This is a genomic window from Bacillus sp. FJAT-27231 (genome assembly GCF_001183975.1).
Taxonomy (GTDB): Bacteria; Bacillota; Bacilli; order Bacillales; family Domibacillaceae; genus Pseudobacillus; species Pseudobacillus wudalianchiensis.
The window spans coordinates 386,691-400,270 of record NZ_LFZU01000001.1 but is presented as its reverse complement, the minus strand read 5'-3'; the positions used below and the strand labels follow the sequence as shown (position 1 = coordinate 400,270).

At 42.7% G+C, this 13,580-nt stretch carries 14 protein-coding genes and 1 riboswitch; of the genes, 1 reads left to right on the top strand and 13 read right to left on the bottom strand.

Annotated elements, in window-relative coordinates:
- Window positions 1–7 precede the first annotated feature (7 nt).
- The 13 genes from purH to AC623_RS01875 form a co-directional block, all read right to left on the bottom strand.
- A complete protein-coding gene (purH, locus tag AC623_RS01935; protein ID WP_049660004.1) occupies window positions 8–1,543 on the bottom strand; it encodes a bifunctional phosphoribosylaminoimidazolecarboxamide formyltransferase/IMP cyclohydrolase in 1,536 nt (511 codons plus the stop codon).
- The gene (purN, locus tag AC623_RS01930) at window positions 1,540–2,145 is read right to left on the bottom strand and encodes a phosphoribosylglycinamide formyltransferase (protein ID WP_049660001.1); all 606 of its coding nucleotides are present in this window, start codon (window positions 2,143–2,145) and stop codon (window positions 1,540–1,542) included. The genes purH and purN overlap by 4 nt, the downstream gene beginning before the upstream one ends.
- A complete protein-coding gene (purM, locus tag AC623_RS01925; protein ID WP_049659999.1) occupies window positions 2,142–3,170 on the bottom strand; it encodes a phosphoribosylformylglycinamidine cyclo-ligase in 1,029 nt (342 codons plus the stop codon). Before purM ends, purN begins: the two co-directional genes overlap by 4 nt.
- A 58-nt stretch (window positions 3,171–3,228) precedes the next feature.
- Entirely contained in the window at window positions 3,229–4,650 is a 1,422-nt protein-coding gene (gene purF, locus AC623_RS01920; RefSeq protein WP_049659997.1) for an amidophosphoribosyltransferase, read from the bottom strand.
- Window positions 4,626–6,860, bottom strand: coding sequence for a phosphoribosylformylglycinamidine synthase subunit PurL (gene purL / locus AC623_RS01915; RefSeq protein ID WP_049659996.1), 2,235 nt, complete (start codon window positions 6,858–6,860; stop codon window positions 4,626–4,628). The genes purF and purL overlap by 25 nt, the downstream gene beginning before the upstream one ends.
- Complete coding sequence (purQ, locus tag AC623_RS01910) at window positions 6,844–7,527, bottom strand: phosphoribosylformylglycinamidine synthase subunit PurQ (RefSeq protein ID WP_049659992.1); 684 nt, start codon at window positions 7,525–7,527, stop codon at window positions 6,844–6,846. Before purQ ends, purL begins: the two co-directional genes overlap by 17 nt.
- Window positions 7,524–7,778, bottom strand: a complete 255-nt coding sequence (gene purS, locus AC623_RS01905; protein ID WP_049659991.1) for a phosphoribosylformylglycinamidine synthase subunit PurS — start codon at window positions 7,776–7,778, stop codon at window positions 7,524–7,526. The genes purQ and purS overlap by 4 nt, the downstream gene beginning before the upstream one ends.
- The gene (gene purC / locus AC623_RS01900; protein WP_049659989.1) at window positions 7,771–8,490 is read right to left on the bottom strand and encodes a phosphoribosylaminoimidazolesuccinocarboxamide synthase; all 720 of its coding nucleotides are present in this window, start codon (window positions 8,488–8,490) and stop codon (window positions 7,771–7,773) included. Before purC ends, purS begins: the two co-directional genes overlap by 8 nt.
- A gap of 89 nt (window positions 8,491–8,579) precedes the next feature.
- Complete coding sequence (gene purB, locus AC623_RS01895; RefSeq protein ID WP_049659986.1) at window positions 8,580–9,878, bottom strand: adenylosuccinate lyase; 1,299 nt, start codon at window positions 9,876–9,878, stop codon at window positions 8,580–8,582.
- The gene (gene purK / locus AC623_RS01890; RefSeq protein WP_049659984.1) at window positions 9,875–11,032 is read right to left on the bottom strand and encodes a 5-(carboxyamino)imidazole ribonucleotide synthase; all 1,158 of its coding nucleotides are present in this window, start codon (window positions 11,030–11,032) and stop codon (window positions 9,875–9,877) included. The genes purB and purK overlap by 4 nt, the downstream gene beginning before the upstream one ends.
- Window positions 11,025–11,513: a 5-(carboxyamino)imidazole ribonucleotide mutase gene (gene purE / locus AC623_RS01885; RefSeq protein ID WP_049659983.1), complete on the bottom strand. Its 489-nt coding sequence runs from the start codon at window positions 11,511–11,513 to the stop codon at window positions 11,025–11,027. The genes purK and purE overlap by 8 nt, the downstream gene beginning before the upstream one ends.
- Window positions 11,514–11,627: 114 nt before the next feature.
- Window positions 11,628–11,729, bottom strand: a riboswitch (purine riboswitch).
- Between the two features lie 76 nt (window positions 11,730–11,805).
- Window positions 11,806–12,000, bottom strand: a complete 195-nt coding sequence (locus AC623_RS01880; protein ID WP_049659982.1) for an NETI motif-containing protein — start codon at window positions 11,998–12,000, stop codon at window positions 11,806–11,808.
- A complete protein-coding gene (locus AC623_RS01875; protein ID WP_049659980.1) occupies window positions 11,997–12,539 on the bottom strand; it encodes a DUF2179 domain-containing protein in 543 nt (180 codons plus the stop codon). The genes AC623_RS01880 and AC623_RS01875 overlap by 4 nt, the downstream gene beginning before the upstream one ends.
- A 308-nt stretch (window positions 12,540–12,847) precedes the next feature.
- On the opposite strand from AC623_RS01875, the gene AC623_RS01870 reads away from it, so the two are divergent.
- Window positions 12,848–13,381 (top strand): PepSY domain-containing protein, encoded by a 534-nt coding sequence (locus AC623_RS01870; RefSeq protein ID WP_049659977.1) that lies wholly within the window; start codon window positions 12,848–12,850, stop codon window positions 13,379–13,381.
- Window positions 13,382–13,580 lie beyond the last annotated feature (199 nt).

Here is a 13,580-nt window from a genome sequence, read left to right as displayed (position 1 = left end):
CTCTTGATTAATGTTTAAAGTGTCTAATACCAGTCATGACCATCGCGATGCCGTATTCATCTGCTTTTTTAATTGAATCTTCATCTTTAATCGAGCCCCCTGGTTGAATGATCGCTGTAATACCAGCTTTTGCTGCCGCTTCTACCGTATCATTCATTGGGAAGAACGCATCGGAAGCGAGAGCTGCACCGTTTGCTTTTTCTCCAGCCTGTTCCAGCGCAATTTTTGCTGCGCCTACACGATTCATTTGGCCTGCCCCAACACCAAGTGTCATCTTATCATCCGTTACAACGATCGCATTGGACTTCACATGCTTTACAACTTTCCAGCCAAGCTTTAACGCAGCCCATTCCTCTTCCGTCGGCTCACGCTTTGTAACAACACGAAGGTCAGCATCCTCCAATGAATGAAGATCAAGATCTTGAACGAGCAAGCCGCCTTCTACAGATGTTAATACTTTCTCTTTGTCATTTCCTTTATCAAATGACAGCGTTAAGAGGCGGATATTTTTTTTCGCTGTTAATACAGCCAGTGCTTCTTCTGTAAATTCTGGTGCAATGATGATTTCTAGGAAAATTTCATGCAGCTTTTCAGCTAATGCCTCATCTACAGGACGATTTAAAGCAACAATTCCTCCAAAAATAGATGTCGGATCTGCTTCATAAGCACGCTCATACGCTTCCTGGATCGTGCTGCCTACGCCCGCACCACATGGATTCATATGCTTAACAGCTACAGCTGCCGGCTCAGAAAACTCTTTAACGATTTGCAAAGCGGCATCCGCATCGCGAATGTTATTGTAGGAAAGCTCTTTTCCATGTAGCTGTTTAGCACGTGCAATCGAAAAAGCAGAGCCAAGCGGCTGTTCGTAAAAAGCAGCTTGTTGGTGAGGGTTTTCTCCATAACGAAGCGACTGTTTTAATTCATATGTAAATGTCATTTTTTCTGGTTGTTTTTCATCAGTTAGTTCTGTCATGTAGCTGGCAATCATCGCATCATAAGCAGCTGTATGACGGAATACTTTTGCGGCTAGCTTTCTTCTCGTTTCTTTCGTCGTGGCTCCAGTTGATTTCAATTCTGCTAATACTGTTTCATAATCGGCAGAATCGACAAGAACGGTTACGTATTCATGGTTTTTGGCAGAAGCACGCAGCATAGCCGGACCGCCGATATCAATGTTTTCGATCGCGTCTTCCACTGTCACATCCGGCTTAGCAATCGTTTGTTGGAATGGGTATAAATTTACACAAACAAGGTGGATTGGAGTAATTTTTTGTTCTTCCAGCTGTCTTGCATGATCTGCCTCGTCTCTTTTAGCAAGCAAACCGCCGTGGATAAATGGGTTTAACGTTTTTACGCGCCCCTCAAGAATTTCAGGAAATCCTGTTACGTCACTGACACTCATAACAGGCAAACCTGCTTCTTCGATCATTTTCTTTGTTCCGCCTGTTGAAATAATTTCAAAGTCCAACGCTACTAATTCTTTTGCAAAATCTACGATACCGCTTTTGTCCGATACACTGAGTAAAGCGCGTTTTTTCATTCCGTTATTCCCTCCATAACTGCTTCAGTTAAAAGTTTTTTAATCACCCGCGGATACAGGTCATGCTCCACTGCTTGAATTTTTCTCTGCAATGATTCCCTTGTCTCATCCTCCGTCATCCGAACACTTTCCTGATCGATGATTGGTCCTGTATCCATTCCCTCATCCACAAAGTGAACGGTCACTCCAGCTATCTTCACCCGGGCATTAAAAGCCTGACCAATGGCATCTTTCCCAGGGAAAGCAGGAAGTAAAGAAGGATGGATATTTACTATTTTGCCACGATAAGCGTTCAAAAGTGTTTCTCCAATCAAACGCATATACCCTGCCAGAAAAATAAAGTCAACTCCGGCTTCCCAGAGTCTATGAACGATTTCTTGCTCAAATTCTGCTTTAGACGCATAGTCTTTTGCACGAAAAGAAAACACTGGAATACTTAATTGTTCCGCACGCTTGATCACATATGCATCCGGCTGGTCACAAACTAACAACGAAATGTGAGCCGGAATTTCCCCTTTTTGAACCGCTTCTGCGATCGCCTGAACATTACTCCCGCTGCCGGATGCAAACAGAGCGATACAGCTTTTCCCCTCTTTTTTCATGATTTGAATTGAACTCCTTCACCTGTGATGACCCGGCCGATTGTGTAAGCTTTCTCCCCGGCTTTTTCAATCAGCTGTTTAGCCTGTTCCTCCTCTGAAGCAGATACGATCATCACTAATCCGATCCCCATGTTGAAAATATTATACATTTCCTTCTCATCAAGTTTACCGTACGCTTTTAGGGCATAGAAAATCTCCGGAATTTCCCATGTCCCTTCGGTAATCACTGCTCCAAGTCCTTCCGGCAATGCACGCGGAATATTTTCAATAAAGCCGCCGCCTGTTATATGAGCCATTCCTTTGATTTCCATCTTCTTTAATACTTCGAGAACTGGTTTTACATAAATCTTTGTCGGTGTAAGCAGCACTTCCCCAAGAGGAGCTGATAGCTCTTCTAATTCAGCTTGTGGCTGAAGACCATGTTGTTCAAAAAAGATTTTACGAACGAGCGAAAACCCGTTGCTATGCACACCGCTTGATGGCAAGCCAATGAGCACATCGCCTTCTTGAATTGTCTCCCCTGTAATCAGCTTGCTCTTCTCAGCGACGCCTGTCGTGAAGCCAGCGATATCATATTCTCCATCGCTGTACATCCCAGGCATTTCCGCTGTTTCCCCGCCGATTAACGCACAGCCAGCCTGTTCACAGCCGTCAGCAACTCCCTTAACGATTTGCTCGATTTTTTCAGGCAAAGCTTGGCCGCAGGCAATGTAATCAAGGAAATAAAGCGGTTCTGCTCCTTGGACGATTACGTCATTCACACACATTGCCACGCAATCAATACCAATTGTGTCATGGCGGTCCATCATGAATGCGAGCTTCAGCTTTGTTCCCACTCCATCTGTACCGGACACTAACACAGGCTCTTTTACATTAACAGCAGATAAATCAAACATGCCGCCAAAGCTGCCAAGAGCGCCCATCACACCAGCACGGTTCGTCCGGCTTACATGCTTCTTCATCCGTTCAACGGCTTCATAGCCTGCTTCAATATTGACTCCTGCCGCTTCATACGCCTTTGCCATTTTATAAGTTCCCCCTTAATATCCTCATCGCTGCGAGAGCCTCCCCGCAGCTCTTTCATTAACACATTACTTCTTTATCATGCGGATGCTTTGTATCCGGTAAAATCTCTGTTGGGTATTCTCCTGTAAAACAAGCGAGGCACTGGCCGCAGTGACCATTTTGCTTCTCATGGCCAATTGCTTCAATCATGCCCTCTACACTCAGAAACGTTAAAGAATCGGCTCCAATAATCTGACGCAATTCTTCATCTGTATGAGCAGCAGAGATTAACTCTTCTCTCGTTGAAGTATCAATCCCATAATAACAAGGATTTTTAATTGGCGGCGAAGTAATACATACGTGTACTTCCAGTGCGCCAGCATCCTTTAACATTTTTACAATCCGTTTGCTCGTCGTGCCTCGTACGATTGAATCATCAACCATGACAACACGTTTTCCCTCTACTACGCCGCGAACTGGAGACAGCTTCATTTTAACCCCTTGTTCACGCAAAGATTGCGAAGGCTGGATGAACGTTCGGCCGACGTAACGATTTTTTATGAGCCCCATTTCATAAGGAATGCCTGTTGCTTCTGCAAACCCAATTGCAGCCGAAATACTTGAGTCCGGTACACCAGTTACAACATCCGCTTCAATATTTACTTCTTTTGCGAGCTGAATGCCAGAACGCTTTCTCGCACTGTGAACATTGATTCCATGAATATCACTGTCTGGACGAGAGAAGTACACATACTCCATCGTACAAATCGCTTGGTTCGTAGCCATTGAAAAACGCTCGGACCGCACACCATCTTTATTGATAATCAATAGTTCTCCTGGTGCGACATCACGAATAAATTTCGCTCCAATGAGGTCAAAGGCGCATGTTTCAGAGGCTACACAAAAGGCATCGCCAAGCTGACCGATTGATAACGGACGCAACCCGTTTGGATCAAGTGCCACCATTAGTTCATTTTCTGTCATAACTAAAAAGGCATACGCTCCTTTTAACATAGACAAAGCATGTTTCATTTGATCTTTCATCGTTCCAAACCCGCCGCGGCGAATTAAATGTGCCAATACTTCTGTGTCTGAAGTTGTTTGAAAAATGCTTCCTTGGCCTTCAAGCTGATGCTTTAAAGCAGTTGCATTAATTAAATTTCCGTTATGAGCCAGTGCCAGACTGCCAGACTGTGAATGAAACAGCAGCGGCTGAACATTTTCATATCCGCCGCCTCCTGCTGTTGTGTATCTTACGTGACCAATGGCTCCAAAACCTTTTAATTCTTGAACTTTTTCCTGGCTGAATACTTCTGTGACAAGACCTTCACCTTTTACACCACGAAGCTTTTTGCCGTCTGATACAACAATTCCAGCTCCTTCTTGACCGCGGTGTTGCAAGCTGTGCAGACCGTAATACGTAATCTGCGCTGCATCTTCATGTCCCCATATGCCAAACACGCCGCACTCTTCATTTAATCCTCTGATTTCAGCAAGCATGGGATCGCCCCTTTCCAAGCACCTTCAAGTTCATGGATTTCCGCTTTGATGACTGCTTCACCTTGTTGCTCGATCACTAAATCTGCTTCTGCCGTTACTTCACCAATCAACTTCGCTTCCGTTACAGTGGCTTCAAATGCCGCTTGCTTTTCCTTGCTGACTGTCACGATAAAACGAGATTGCGTTTCGCTAAATAAAGCTGCTGTTCGCTCAATATTTGCCTCAACAGCTACGCTTGCTCCAAGGCCAGTGCCGAAAGCTTTCTCAGCAAGCGCTACTGCGAATCCACCCTCAGCTACGTCATGTGCAGATTGTACGGTGCCTGCTTGAATCGCTTTTAATAAAGCTGCTTGTCTTGCTTCCTCTACTGCTAAATCAATCGCTGGTGCTTTTCCGGAGATTTCTCCATTATTGTGCAGCTTTTGCAATTCACTTCCGCCAAATTCGGCTTGTGTTTCTCCGATAATATAGATAAGATCGCCGGCTTGTTTGAAGCTCTGAGTTGTAATATGTGAAAGATCTCTAATTAAACCGACCATTCCTACAACAGGTGTCGGATAAACAGCTGTTCCGTTCGTTTCATTGTATAAAGACACGTTTCCACCGATAACTGGTGTACTTAACACGCGGCATGCTTCGCTCATTCCGTCTGTTGCTTTTTCAAGCTGCCAGAAAATTTCTGGTTTTTCTGGATTTCCGAAGTTTAAACAATCGGTAATCGCTAATGGTTCGCCGCCTGAGCAGATAATATTACGAGCCGCTTCCGCTACCGCAATTTTTCCGCCTGTTTCAGGATCCAAGTATAGATAGCGAGAGTTACAGTCTGTTGTCATCGCTAACGCTTTTTTCGTACCACGTACACGAATGACCGCTGCATCAGAACCAGGTGCTACAACTGTATTTGTTCTTACTTGGTAATCATATTGTCCGTACACCCATTCTTTGCTTGCAATTGTAGGCTGAGAGAGCAATTGAATAAGTGTTTGTTTGAAGTCTTCCACTTGAGGTGTTTTTTGCTCCATCGCTTGATATTCACGATAGTAAGCCGGCTCTGCTGATGGCTTATAATACACTGGCGCATCTTCCGCAAGGGCATCTGCAGGCACTTCTGCCACTACTTCGCCTTTATGAAGAAGACGGAGCATGCCATCATCTGTTACTCGGCCAACCGTTGCAGCCTCTAGGCCATATTTAGCAAAAAGCTCTTCGATTTCTTTTTCGCGGCCTTTTTTAATAACGATGAGCATCCGCTCTTGTGATTCTGATAGCATCATTTCATATGGCGTCATGCCTGTTTCACGCTGAGGAACAAAATCAAGATTCATTTCGATTCCTGAGCCAGCTTTGCTCGCCATTTCTGCTGAAGAGCTCGTTAATCCCGCAGCTCCCATATCTTGAATGCCGACAAGTGCATCGCTTTTTACTAATTCAAGACAAGCTTCCAATAACAGCTTTTCCATGAACGGGTCGCCGACTTGGACAGCTGGGCGCTTTTCTTCAGATTGTTCGCTTAATTCTTCAGAAGCAAAAGTTGCACCGTGAATGCCATCGCGGCCTGTCTTGGCTCCAACGTACATAACCGTGTTGCCAACCCCTTTTGCTTGGCCCTTTTGGATATCTTTATGATCAATTAATCCGACACACATCGCATTAACTAGTGGGTTTCCTTCGTACGTATGGTCGAATTGAACCTCTCCTCCAACTGTCGGAATACCGATACAGTTGCCATACCCGGCGATTCCGGCTACCACTTCTTCAAACAAATATTTCACACGGCTAGACTCTAGTTCGCCGAAACGCAAGGAATTCAGCATGGCAACCGGACGAGCCCCCATTGAAAAAACATCACGGATAATGCCGCCGACACCTGTTGCTGCACCTTGGTACGGTTCAATCGCAGAAGGATGGTTATGGCTTTCGATTTTAAAGACGACTGCCTGCTCATCGCCAATATCAACGATTCCGGCGCCTTCTCCCGGTCCTTGAAGAACACGTTCGCCTGTTACCGGGAATTTGCGAAGCACTGGTTTGGAATTTTTATAGCTGCAGTGCTCAGACCACATGACAGAGAAAAGACCAGTTTCCGTGTAGTTTGGCGTACGTCCTAGAATCTGCTCAGCTTTTGCGAATTCCTCATCCGTCATGCCCATTTCATGGTAAATTTTCTGTTCCTTAATTTGTGATGGACTTGGTTCAAGCATTAACGACATGAGATTCCCTCCATTGTTTTACAATTGATTGAAATAGTTTTAATCCGTCTGCGCTTCCAAGCAGTTCATCCACTGCTCGCTCAGGATGGGGCATCATTCCAAGAACATTCCCTTTTTCATTCACGATTCCGGCAATGCTCTGCAGGCTGCCATTGAAATTATCAGCATACGTAAACACGATTTGTTGATTGTCTTGCAGCTGCTTTAATGTTGCCTCATCACAGTAATAGTTTCCTTCTCCGTGAGCGACAGGGATAGTAATTTCTTCTCCTTTGTTATAGGCAGAAGAAAACATCGTTTCGTTGTTTTCCACTCGTAATTTTGTCGGTCTGCAAACAAATTTTAAATCTTTATTGCGCAGCATCGCGCCTGGCAGCAAGCCAGATTCGAGTAAAATTTGGAAGCCATTGCACACACCGAGAATCGGCTTTCCTGCTTCAGCTGCTTTTTTCACTTCACTCATCACTTTTGATAAATGAGCAATGGCTCCTGAACGAAGGTAGTCACCATAGGAGAAGCCGCCCGGCAGTAAAATACCATCAAATTGGCTTAAGTCATCGGCATCATGCCAGACATATTCTACTTCTTCACCTAATTCATCCTTTACCGCATGAAACATATCAACATCACAATTAGAGCCAGGGAACACGATCACTGCAAATTTCACTGCTGAACACTCTCCTCAATCTCATATCTATAATCTTCGATAACTGGATTTGACAACAGCTTTTCACATACTTCTTTTACCGTCTTCTCTACATCTTGGTTGTTTCCATCAATCGTTAATTCCATATATTTACCGATACGCACATCTTGAACGCCTTCATAGCCAAGATTCGTTAGTGATTGCTGAACCGCTTTTCCTTGTGGATCTAATACACTTTCTCTTAATGTGACGAATACTTTTACTTTATACATGTTGTTTTCCCCCTAATCTATTAAATACTTCTTCATATGCTTCTACTAAATTACCTAAATCGCGGCGGAATACATCTTTATCCAGCTTGCGATTTGTGTTCTTTTCCCATAAACGGCAAGTATCTGGTGAAATTTCATCAGCTAGTAAAATAACTCCATTTTTGTCTTTGCCGAATTCGACTTTAAAGTCGATCAAATCGATTTCCATTTCTGCAAATAATGAGCGAAGAGCTTCGTTAATAGCTAAAGCCTGCTTCTTGATCTCAGCTACTTCTTCTTTAGAAGCAATGTTTAACAACTGAATATGGTCTTCAATAAGAAGAGGATCACCAAGTTGATCATCTTTAAAGTAGAACTCAACGATTGGTTGATCAAATACTTGTCCTTCTTCAAGTCCGAGACGTTTGGCTAAGCTTCCTGCCGCCACATTTCTCGTTACAACCTCGAGCGGAATAATCGTTACATGCTTAACCAGCTGCTCATGCTCTGAGAGCTGCTTAATAAAATGAGAGGGAATATTGTGCTCCTTAAGCTTTAAAAAGATGCGGCTGCTGATTTCATTGTTCAGTCTTCCCTTACCTGCCAGCTCTGCCTTCTTTTCTCCATTAAAAGCAGTGGCTGAATCTTTGTAGGAGATCAAGACAACATCCTCCTGATCGGTTGCATAAATCCGTTTCGCTTTTCCTTCATAAAGCATTGAGCCCTTTTCCAATGTAACGTCCCCCTTGTAAAAATAATTAAAAATCTTCAGTCACTAGTTGTTAGAAGAAGGCCCCGTATAAAACGGGTGCCTTTATTTTGTTATTGATCTAATCCAAGACGGGTGAAGATTGTATCTACATGCTGAAGATGATAATTATAGTCAAAGCAATCAGCAATTTCTTCAGCAGTTAATTTTGATGTAATGTTCTCGTCCGCTTCAATTAATTCACGGAATGGCACTTGCTTTTCCCAAGCTTCCATCGCCTTTGGCTGCACCGTATCATAGGCTGCTTCACGTGCCATGCCTTTATCAATCAAAGCTAGAAGAACACGCTGTGAATAAATTAAGCCTAATGTCCGATCCATGTTACGCTTCATGTTCTCTGGAAAAACAGTTAAATTTTTCACGATGTTTCCAAAGCGGTTTAGCATATAATTCAGGGCAATTGTAGCATCTGGCAAAATGATCCGTTCAGCTGAAGAGTGAGAAATATCGCGTTCATGCCAAAGTGGTACATTTTCATAAGCTGTTAGCATATGGCCACGAATAACACGGGCAAGACCAGTCATATTTTCCGACCCAATTGGATTACGCTTATGCGGCATCGCAGAAGAGCCTTTTTGACCCTTTGCAAAAAATTCCTCTACTTCCCGTGTTTCACTTTTTTGCAGACCGCGAATTTCAACAGCAAATTTCTCAATCGAAGTAGCAATCAAAGCGAGAGTCCCCATGTAATGAGCATGACGGTCACGCTGTAAAGTTTGTGTAGAGATCGGTGCTGGCTTTGTTCCAAGATGCTTGCACACATACTCTTCTACAAATGGATCGATATTCGCATACGTACCGACTGCTCCTGAGATTTTTCCGTACTCTACTCCTTCGGCTGCTTGATTGAAGCGCTCTAGGTTTCGTTTCATTTCTTCATGCCAGAGAGCAAGCTTCAAGCCAAACGTAGTCGGCTCTGCGTGAACACCATGCGTCCGGCCCATCATAACGGTGTATTTATGCTCTTTCGCTTTCTCTCTCAAAATGCTAATGAAATTCTCAAGATCTTTTCTCAAGATAGTGTTTGCCTGCTTTAATAGATAAGATAACGCTGTGTCGACCACATCTGTAGAAGTTAAACCGTAGTGTACCCATTTACGTTCTTCTCCGAGTGTTTCGGATACGGCCCGTGTAAAGGCTACAACGTCATGCCGTGTCTCTTCTTCAATTTCTTTAATACGATTTACATCAAACCCCGCATGTTCACGAATTTTTTGCACATCTTCTTTCGGGATTTCACCAAGTTCTGCCCATGCTTCACAAGCAAGAATCTCCACTTCCAGCCAAGCTTGATAACGGTTTTCTTCTGTCCAAATGGCTCCCATTTCCGGGCGTGTATAACGTTCGATCATTTCTTTTGTCCTCCGATCAACTTTCCATTATTGCTCCAGATTCCGCTTGCCTCGACTTCTTTAAGTGCGTCATTGACGTCATTCACCAAAATGGTGATATGCCCCATTTTTCTTTTCACTTTCGCTTCTGCTTTCCCGTATAAGTGAACAGACCATTCTGGATGTTCAGCTATGCCCTCCAGAACACCAGGCATGTGTTCACCGAGGATATTCACCATAAGAGCCGGTTTTAGCAGTTCCGGCGTTTTTAGCGGCCAATTGCAAATGGCACGAATATGCTGGCCAAACTGGGAAACGTCGCAGGCTTCAATGGTATAGTGCCCTGAATTATGAGGTCTCGGCGCTAGCTCATTAATGTAAATTTCTCCGTCTTTACCAACAAACATCTCTACAGCTAATGTGCCAATGAGAGAGAGCGCTTCAGCAATCTTCTCCGCTGCTTTGACCGCCTCTTCTTTGACTTCATCCGTCACTCTTGCTGGTACGATTGTTTCGTGGAGAATATTTTCTTTATGTATATTTTCTCCGACCGGAAAGTAAGTGGTTTCCCCTTGAAGATTTCGTGAAACAATAACCGAAACTTCCTTTTCAAACGGAATCCATTTCTCTAATACACATACACCATGCTGCAAGAGCTGGGCTGCTTCTTCAATATGAGCCGCTTCTTTAATCACAAATTGACCTTTGCCATCATAGCCGCCACGTGCTGTTTTCAAGACAGCTGGATATCCGAGCTTATCTATCGTATCATAAATTTCCCCTGCTTCTGTGATCACTGCATAAGGTGCGACAGGGACGCCAGCATTTGTAATCGCTTCTTTTTCAGCAACACGATTTTGTGTCACCCTGATCAATTCTGCCCCTTGTGGAACAAAGGCTTTTTGCTGCAGCTTCTTTAAGCCTTCATAATCAATATTTTCAAATTCGTACGTAATGACATCACTAACTGCAGCCAGTTGCTCCAAAGCTTCCGGATCGTCATAAGCTGCATTAATTTCGATATCAGCCACTTGTCCGCATGGAGAATTTTCTCCTGGTTCAAGGACCGCAATCTTAAAACCAGCTTCTTTAGCAGCAAGCGCCATCATGCGGCCAAGCTGCCCACCACCGATAATTCCCATCGTTTGCCCGGGCATAATCATTTGTCTAGACAAGCTGATCACTACTTTCCAACACAGTTTCTTCTATCTTTTTGCGTCGCTCCTCGAGTTTTAGAGCCACTTCCTGATTCACAGTAGACAATATTTGGGCTGCCAATAATCCAGCGTTGGTAGCACCAGCTTTCCCAATAGCCACTGTTGCTACTGGCACACCACCTGGCATTTGTACGATGGATAATAAGGAATCCATACCATTTAGTGCTTTCGATTGGACAGGCACACCAATGACCGGCAACGTCGTTTTAGCGGCAACCATTCCTGGAAGATGAGCCGCGCCCCCTGCACCAGCAATGATCACTTTCAATCCTTTCTCTCTTGCGCTTTCCGCGTATTGAAACATGAGATCCGGTGTACGGTGTGCAGACACTACCTTCTTTTCAAAGGGAATCCCTAGCTCTTCCAAAATATCACAAGCATGCTTCATCGTTTCCCAATCAGAGGTACTTCCCATAATTACGCCAACTTCTACTGACATGATTGCCCTCCCCAAAATAGTTAATTGCATATAAAAAGCCCGGATAGCTGCCTTTCTCACAAGAGAAAGCAGCTCATCCGGGCAAAAAGCTCGTTAAGAATATAATAAGCCCAAGATAAGATGTGCTTTCCCCATAGTCCGATCATTTACGGTAATCGGGTAGAAACTCGCAGGCCATATTCCCGCTATTATATGAGGCGCCGTATTTGTCATCTACATCTTAACAAGCTTAAAACGTTGTTGTCAATAAAAAATCGAACAATTATATTTTTTCATTTTTTAATGTTCGTGTTTAGCCTATCATTTTTCCTTCAAAAATGATTTCTCTGCCAACTGATATATACTTTTTCTCTCCATTCGTCATTTCTTCCTTAAAAATAGGCCGTTCCATTCTTCGCACAGGAAGATATCCTTCCTTAGCCATTCTCTCAAGGCACTGATCAATCGTTTCATTTTCCTGTAAATAAAACTTTCTCTTTTTACTCATTCGGCCAACTTTCCTTTTTTTACAGTTTTCACCCAGAACCCGCCATGAATTGTTTTTGGTTCATATGCGATAATAAATGCTTTAGGATCCAGCTCTTTAATCTGGCTGTATAGCTTTAATTCATACTTTCTTGGAGTTAAAATTTGCAATGCCATTCGGTCGCCTTCAAGTCCATTAGCCGCCCAGCTTGTTACCCCATATCCTTGTTCCCGCAGCTGTTTTGGCAAGTCTTTATCATATTCCTTTGTAATGACATTAACTGTAATATAACCAAGCGCTAGTTTTTCTTCCAATTTCATGCCAGCAATAACCCCTAGGCCATATCCAATCGCATAAGCAATGACATTTTGAATTTCGTTTAAATTATCAAGCACCATTCCTAAGCCAATAATGTAAATAACAATCTCGATCATACTGACAAAAGCAGCTATATAACGATACCCCTTTAAGGTTAAGATCATCCGAATAGTAAAGAATGATACATAACAAACATTAATAATTAAAATAATCAACGCCATAATTAATCCATTTTCGAGCATGGGGCACCCTCCTTTAAATTAAAAACTAATAACCTTTTAAACAATGACGTAAGTTTATCACAAATTAAATAGAGAAAAAAGAAGAAGAGAAAGGGAAAAAATTCTCCTTGTAGCTTTCTATCCATTAAAAGGGAGCAAGCCATAAGATGGACTTGCCGAGTCACTTTCATAAAATAAAGAATTGATATCAATTTTTATGAACATCTTCTAACATTTACGGTATGACGAAAAAAGCAAACAATCTTAAATAAAGGGATTTGAAGTGGGAATACTAATAACATACTGCCATTATGAAAGGGATTTTCATCATGAAATTAATAACAAAGATCCTAACAGGGACCATATTTATAACAACTTTATCAGGAGTTAGTGCTTGCACTCCGGCGAATAACGAACCAAAATCAGTCCAAACAAATGAGACAAAACCATTAATTAATGAGGTAAAGGCAAAGAGAATTGCATTAAATGAATTAAAGGGCGGGATAGTGAGAGAAATCCACCTGGAAGAAAGTAAGGAGGGGAATAAAGAATACGAAATTACTATTGTAAAAAAGGATAAACGATTTGAGGTGGACGTTAACGCCTTAACAGGCAAGATTTCAGAAGTTAGCCAATACCTCCCTGAAAAAAATAAAATCAAAACAAAAGTTTCTAATCAAAAAGCACGGGAAATAGCAATAGATCAGGTAAATGGACGAGGAACCATTTCGGAAATCAACTTAGACACCTACAACAACCGATTAGTCTATGATGTTGAAATATCTACAGTCTATGGACGTGAAGCAGAAGTACTGGTAGATGCAATGACGGGAAAAGTAGTAAAGTACACAAAACGGGATTAGAAGATAAATTCCTTATATTCAATAACGTAAAGATCAATAAAAAAAGAGAGCCATAAATTGGCTCTCTTTTTACTTCAATGCAATGACGGGAAAAGTAGTAAAGTACACAAAACGGGATTAGAAGATAAATTCCTTATATTCAATAACGTAAGGATCAATAAAAAAAGAGAGCCATAAATTGGCTCTCTTTTTGCCTGGC

Excerpts from the sequence above, each read along its gene's own strand:
- purH (WP_049660004.1), bottom strand. The coding sequence starts at position 1,543 with ATGAAAAAACGCGCTTTACTCAGTGTATCGGACAAAAGCGGTATCGTA.
- purN (WP_049660001.1), bottom strand. The coding sequence starts at position 2,145 with ATGAAAAAAGAGGGGAAAAGCTGTATCGCTCTGTTTGCATCCGGCAGC.
- purM (WP_049659999.1), bottom strand. The coding sequence starts at position 3,170 with ATGGCAAAGGCGTATGAAGCGGCAGGAGTCAATATTGAAGCAGGCTAT.
- purF (WP_049659997.1), bottom strand. The coding sequence starts at position 4,650 with ATGCTTGCTGAAATCAGAGGATTAAATGAAGAGTGCGGCGTGTTTGGC.
- purL (WP_049659996.1), bottom strand. The coding sequence starts at position 6,860 with ATGTCGTTAATGCTTGAACCAAGTCCATCACAAATTAAGGAACAGAAA.
- purS (WP_049659991.1), bottom strand. The coding sequence starts at position 7,778 with ATGTATAAAGTAAAAGTATTCGTCACATTAAGAGAAAGTGTATTAGAT.
- purB (WP_049659986.1), bottom strand. The coding sequence starts at position 9,878 with ATGATCGAACGTTATACACGCCCGGAAATGGGAGCCATTTGGACAGAA.
- purE (WP_049659983.1), bottom strand. The coding sequence starts at position 11,513 with ATGTCAGTAGAAGTTGGCGTAATTATGGGAAGTACCTCTGATTGGGAA.
- AC623_RS01880 (WP_049659982.1), bottom strand. The coding sequence starts at position 12,000 with ATGAGTAAAAAGAGAAAGTTTTATTTACAGGAAAATGAAACGATTGAT.
- AC623_RS01875 (WP_049659980.1), bottom strand. The coding sequence starts at position 12,539 with ATGCTCGAAAATGGATTAATTATGGCGTTGATTATTTTAATTATTAAT.
- AC623_RS01870 (WP_049659977.1), top strand. The coding sequence starts at position 12,848 with ATGAAATTAATAACAAAGATCCTAACAGGGACCATATTTATAACAACT.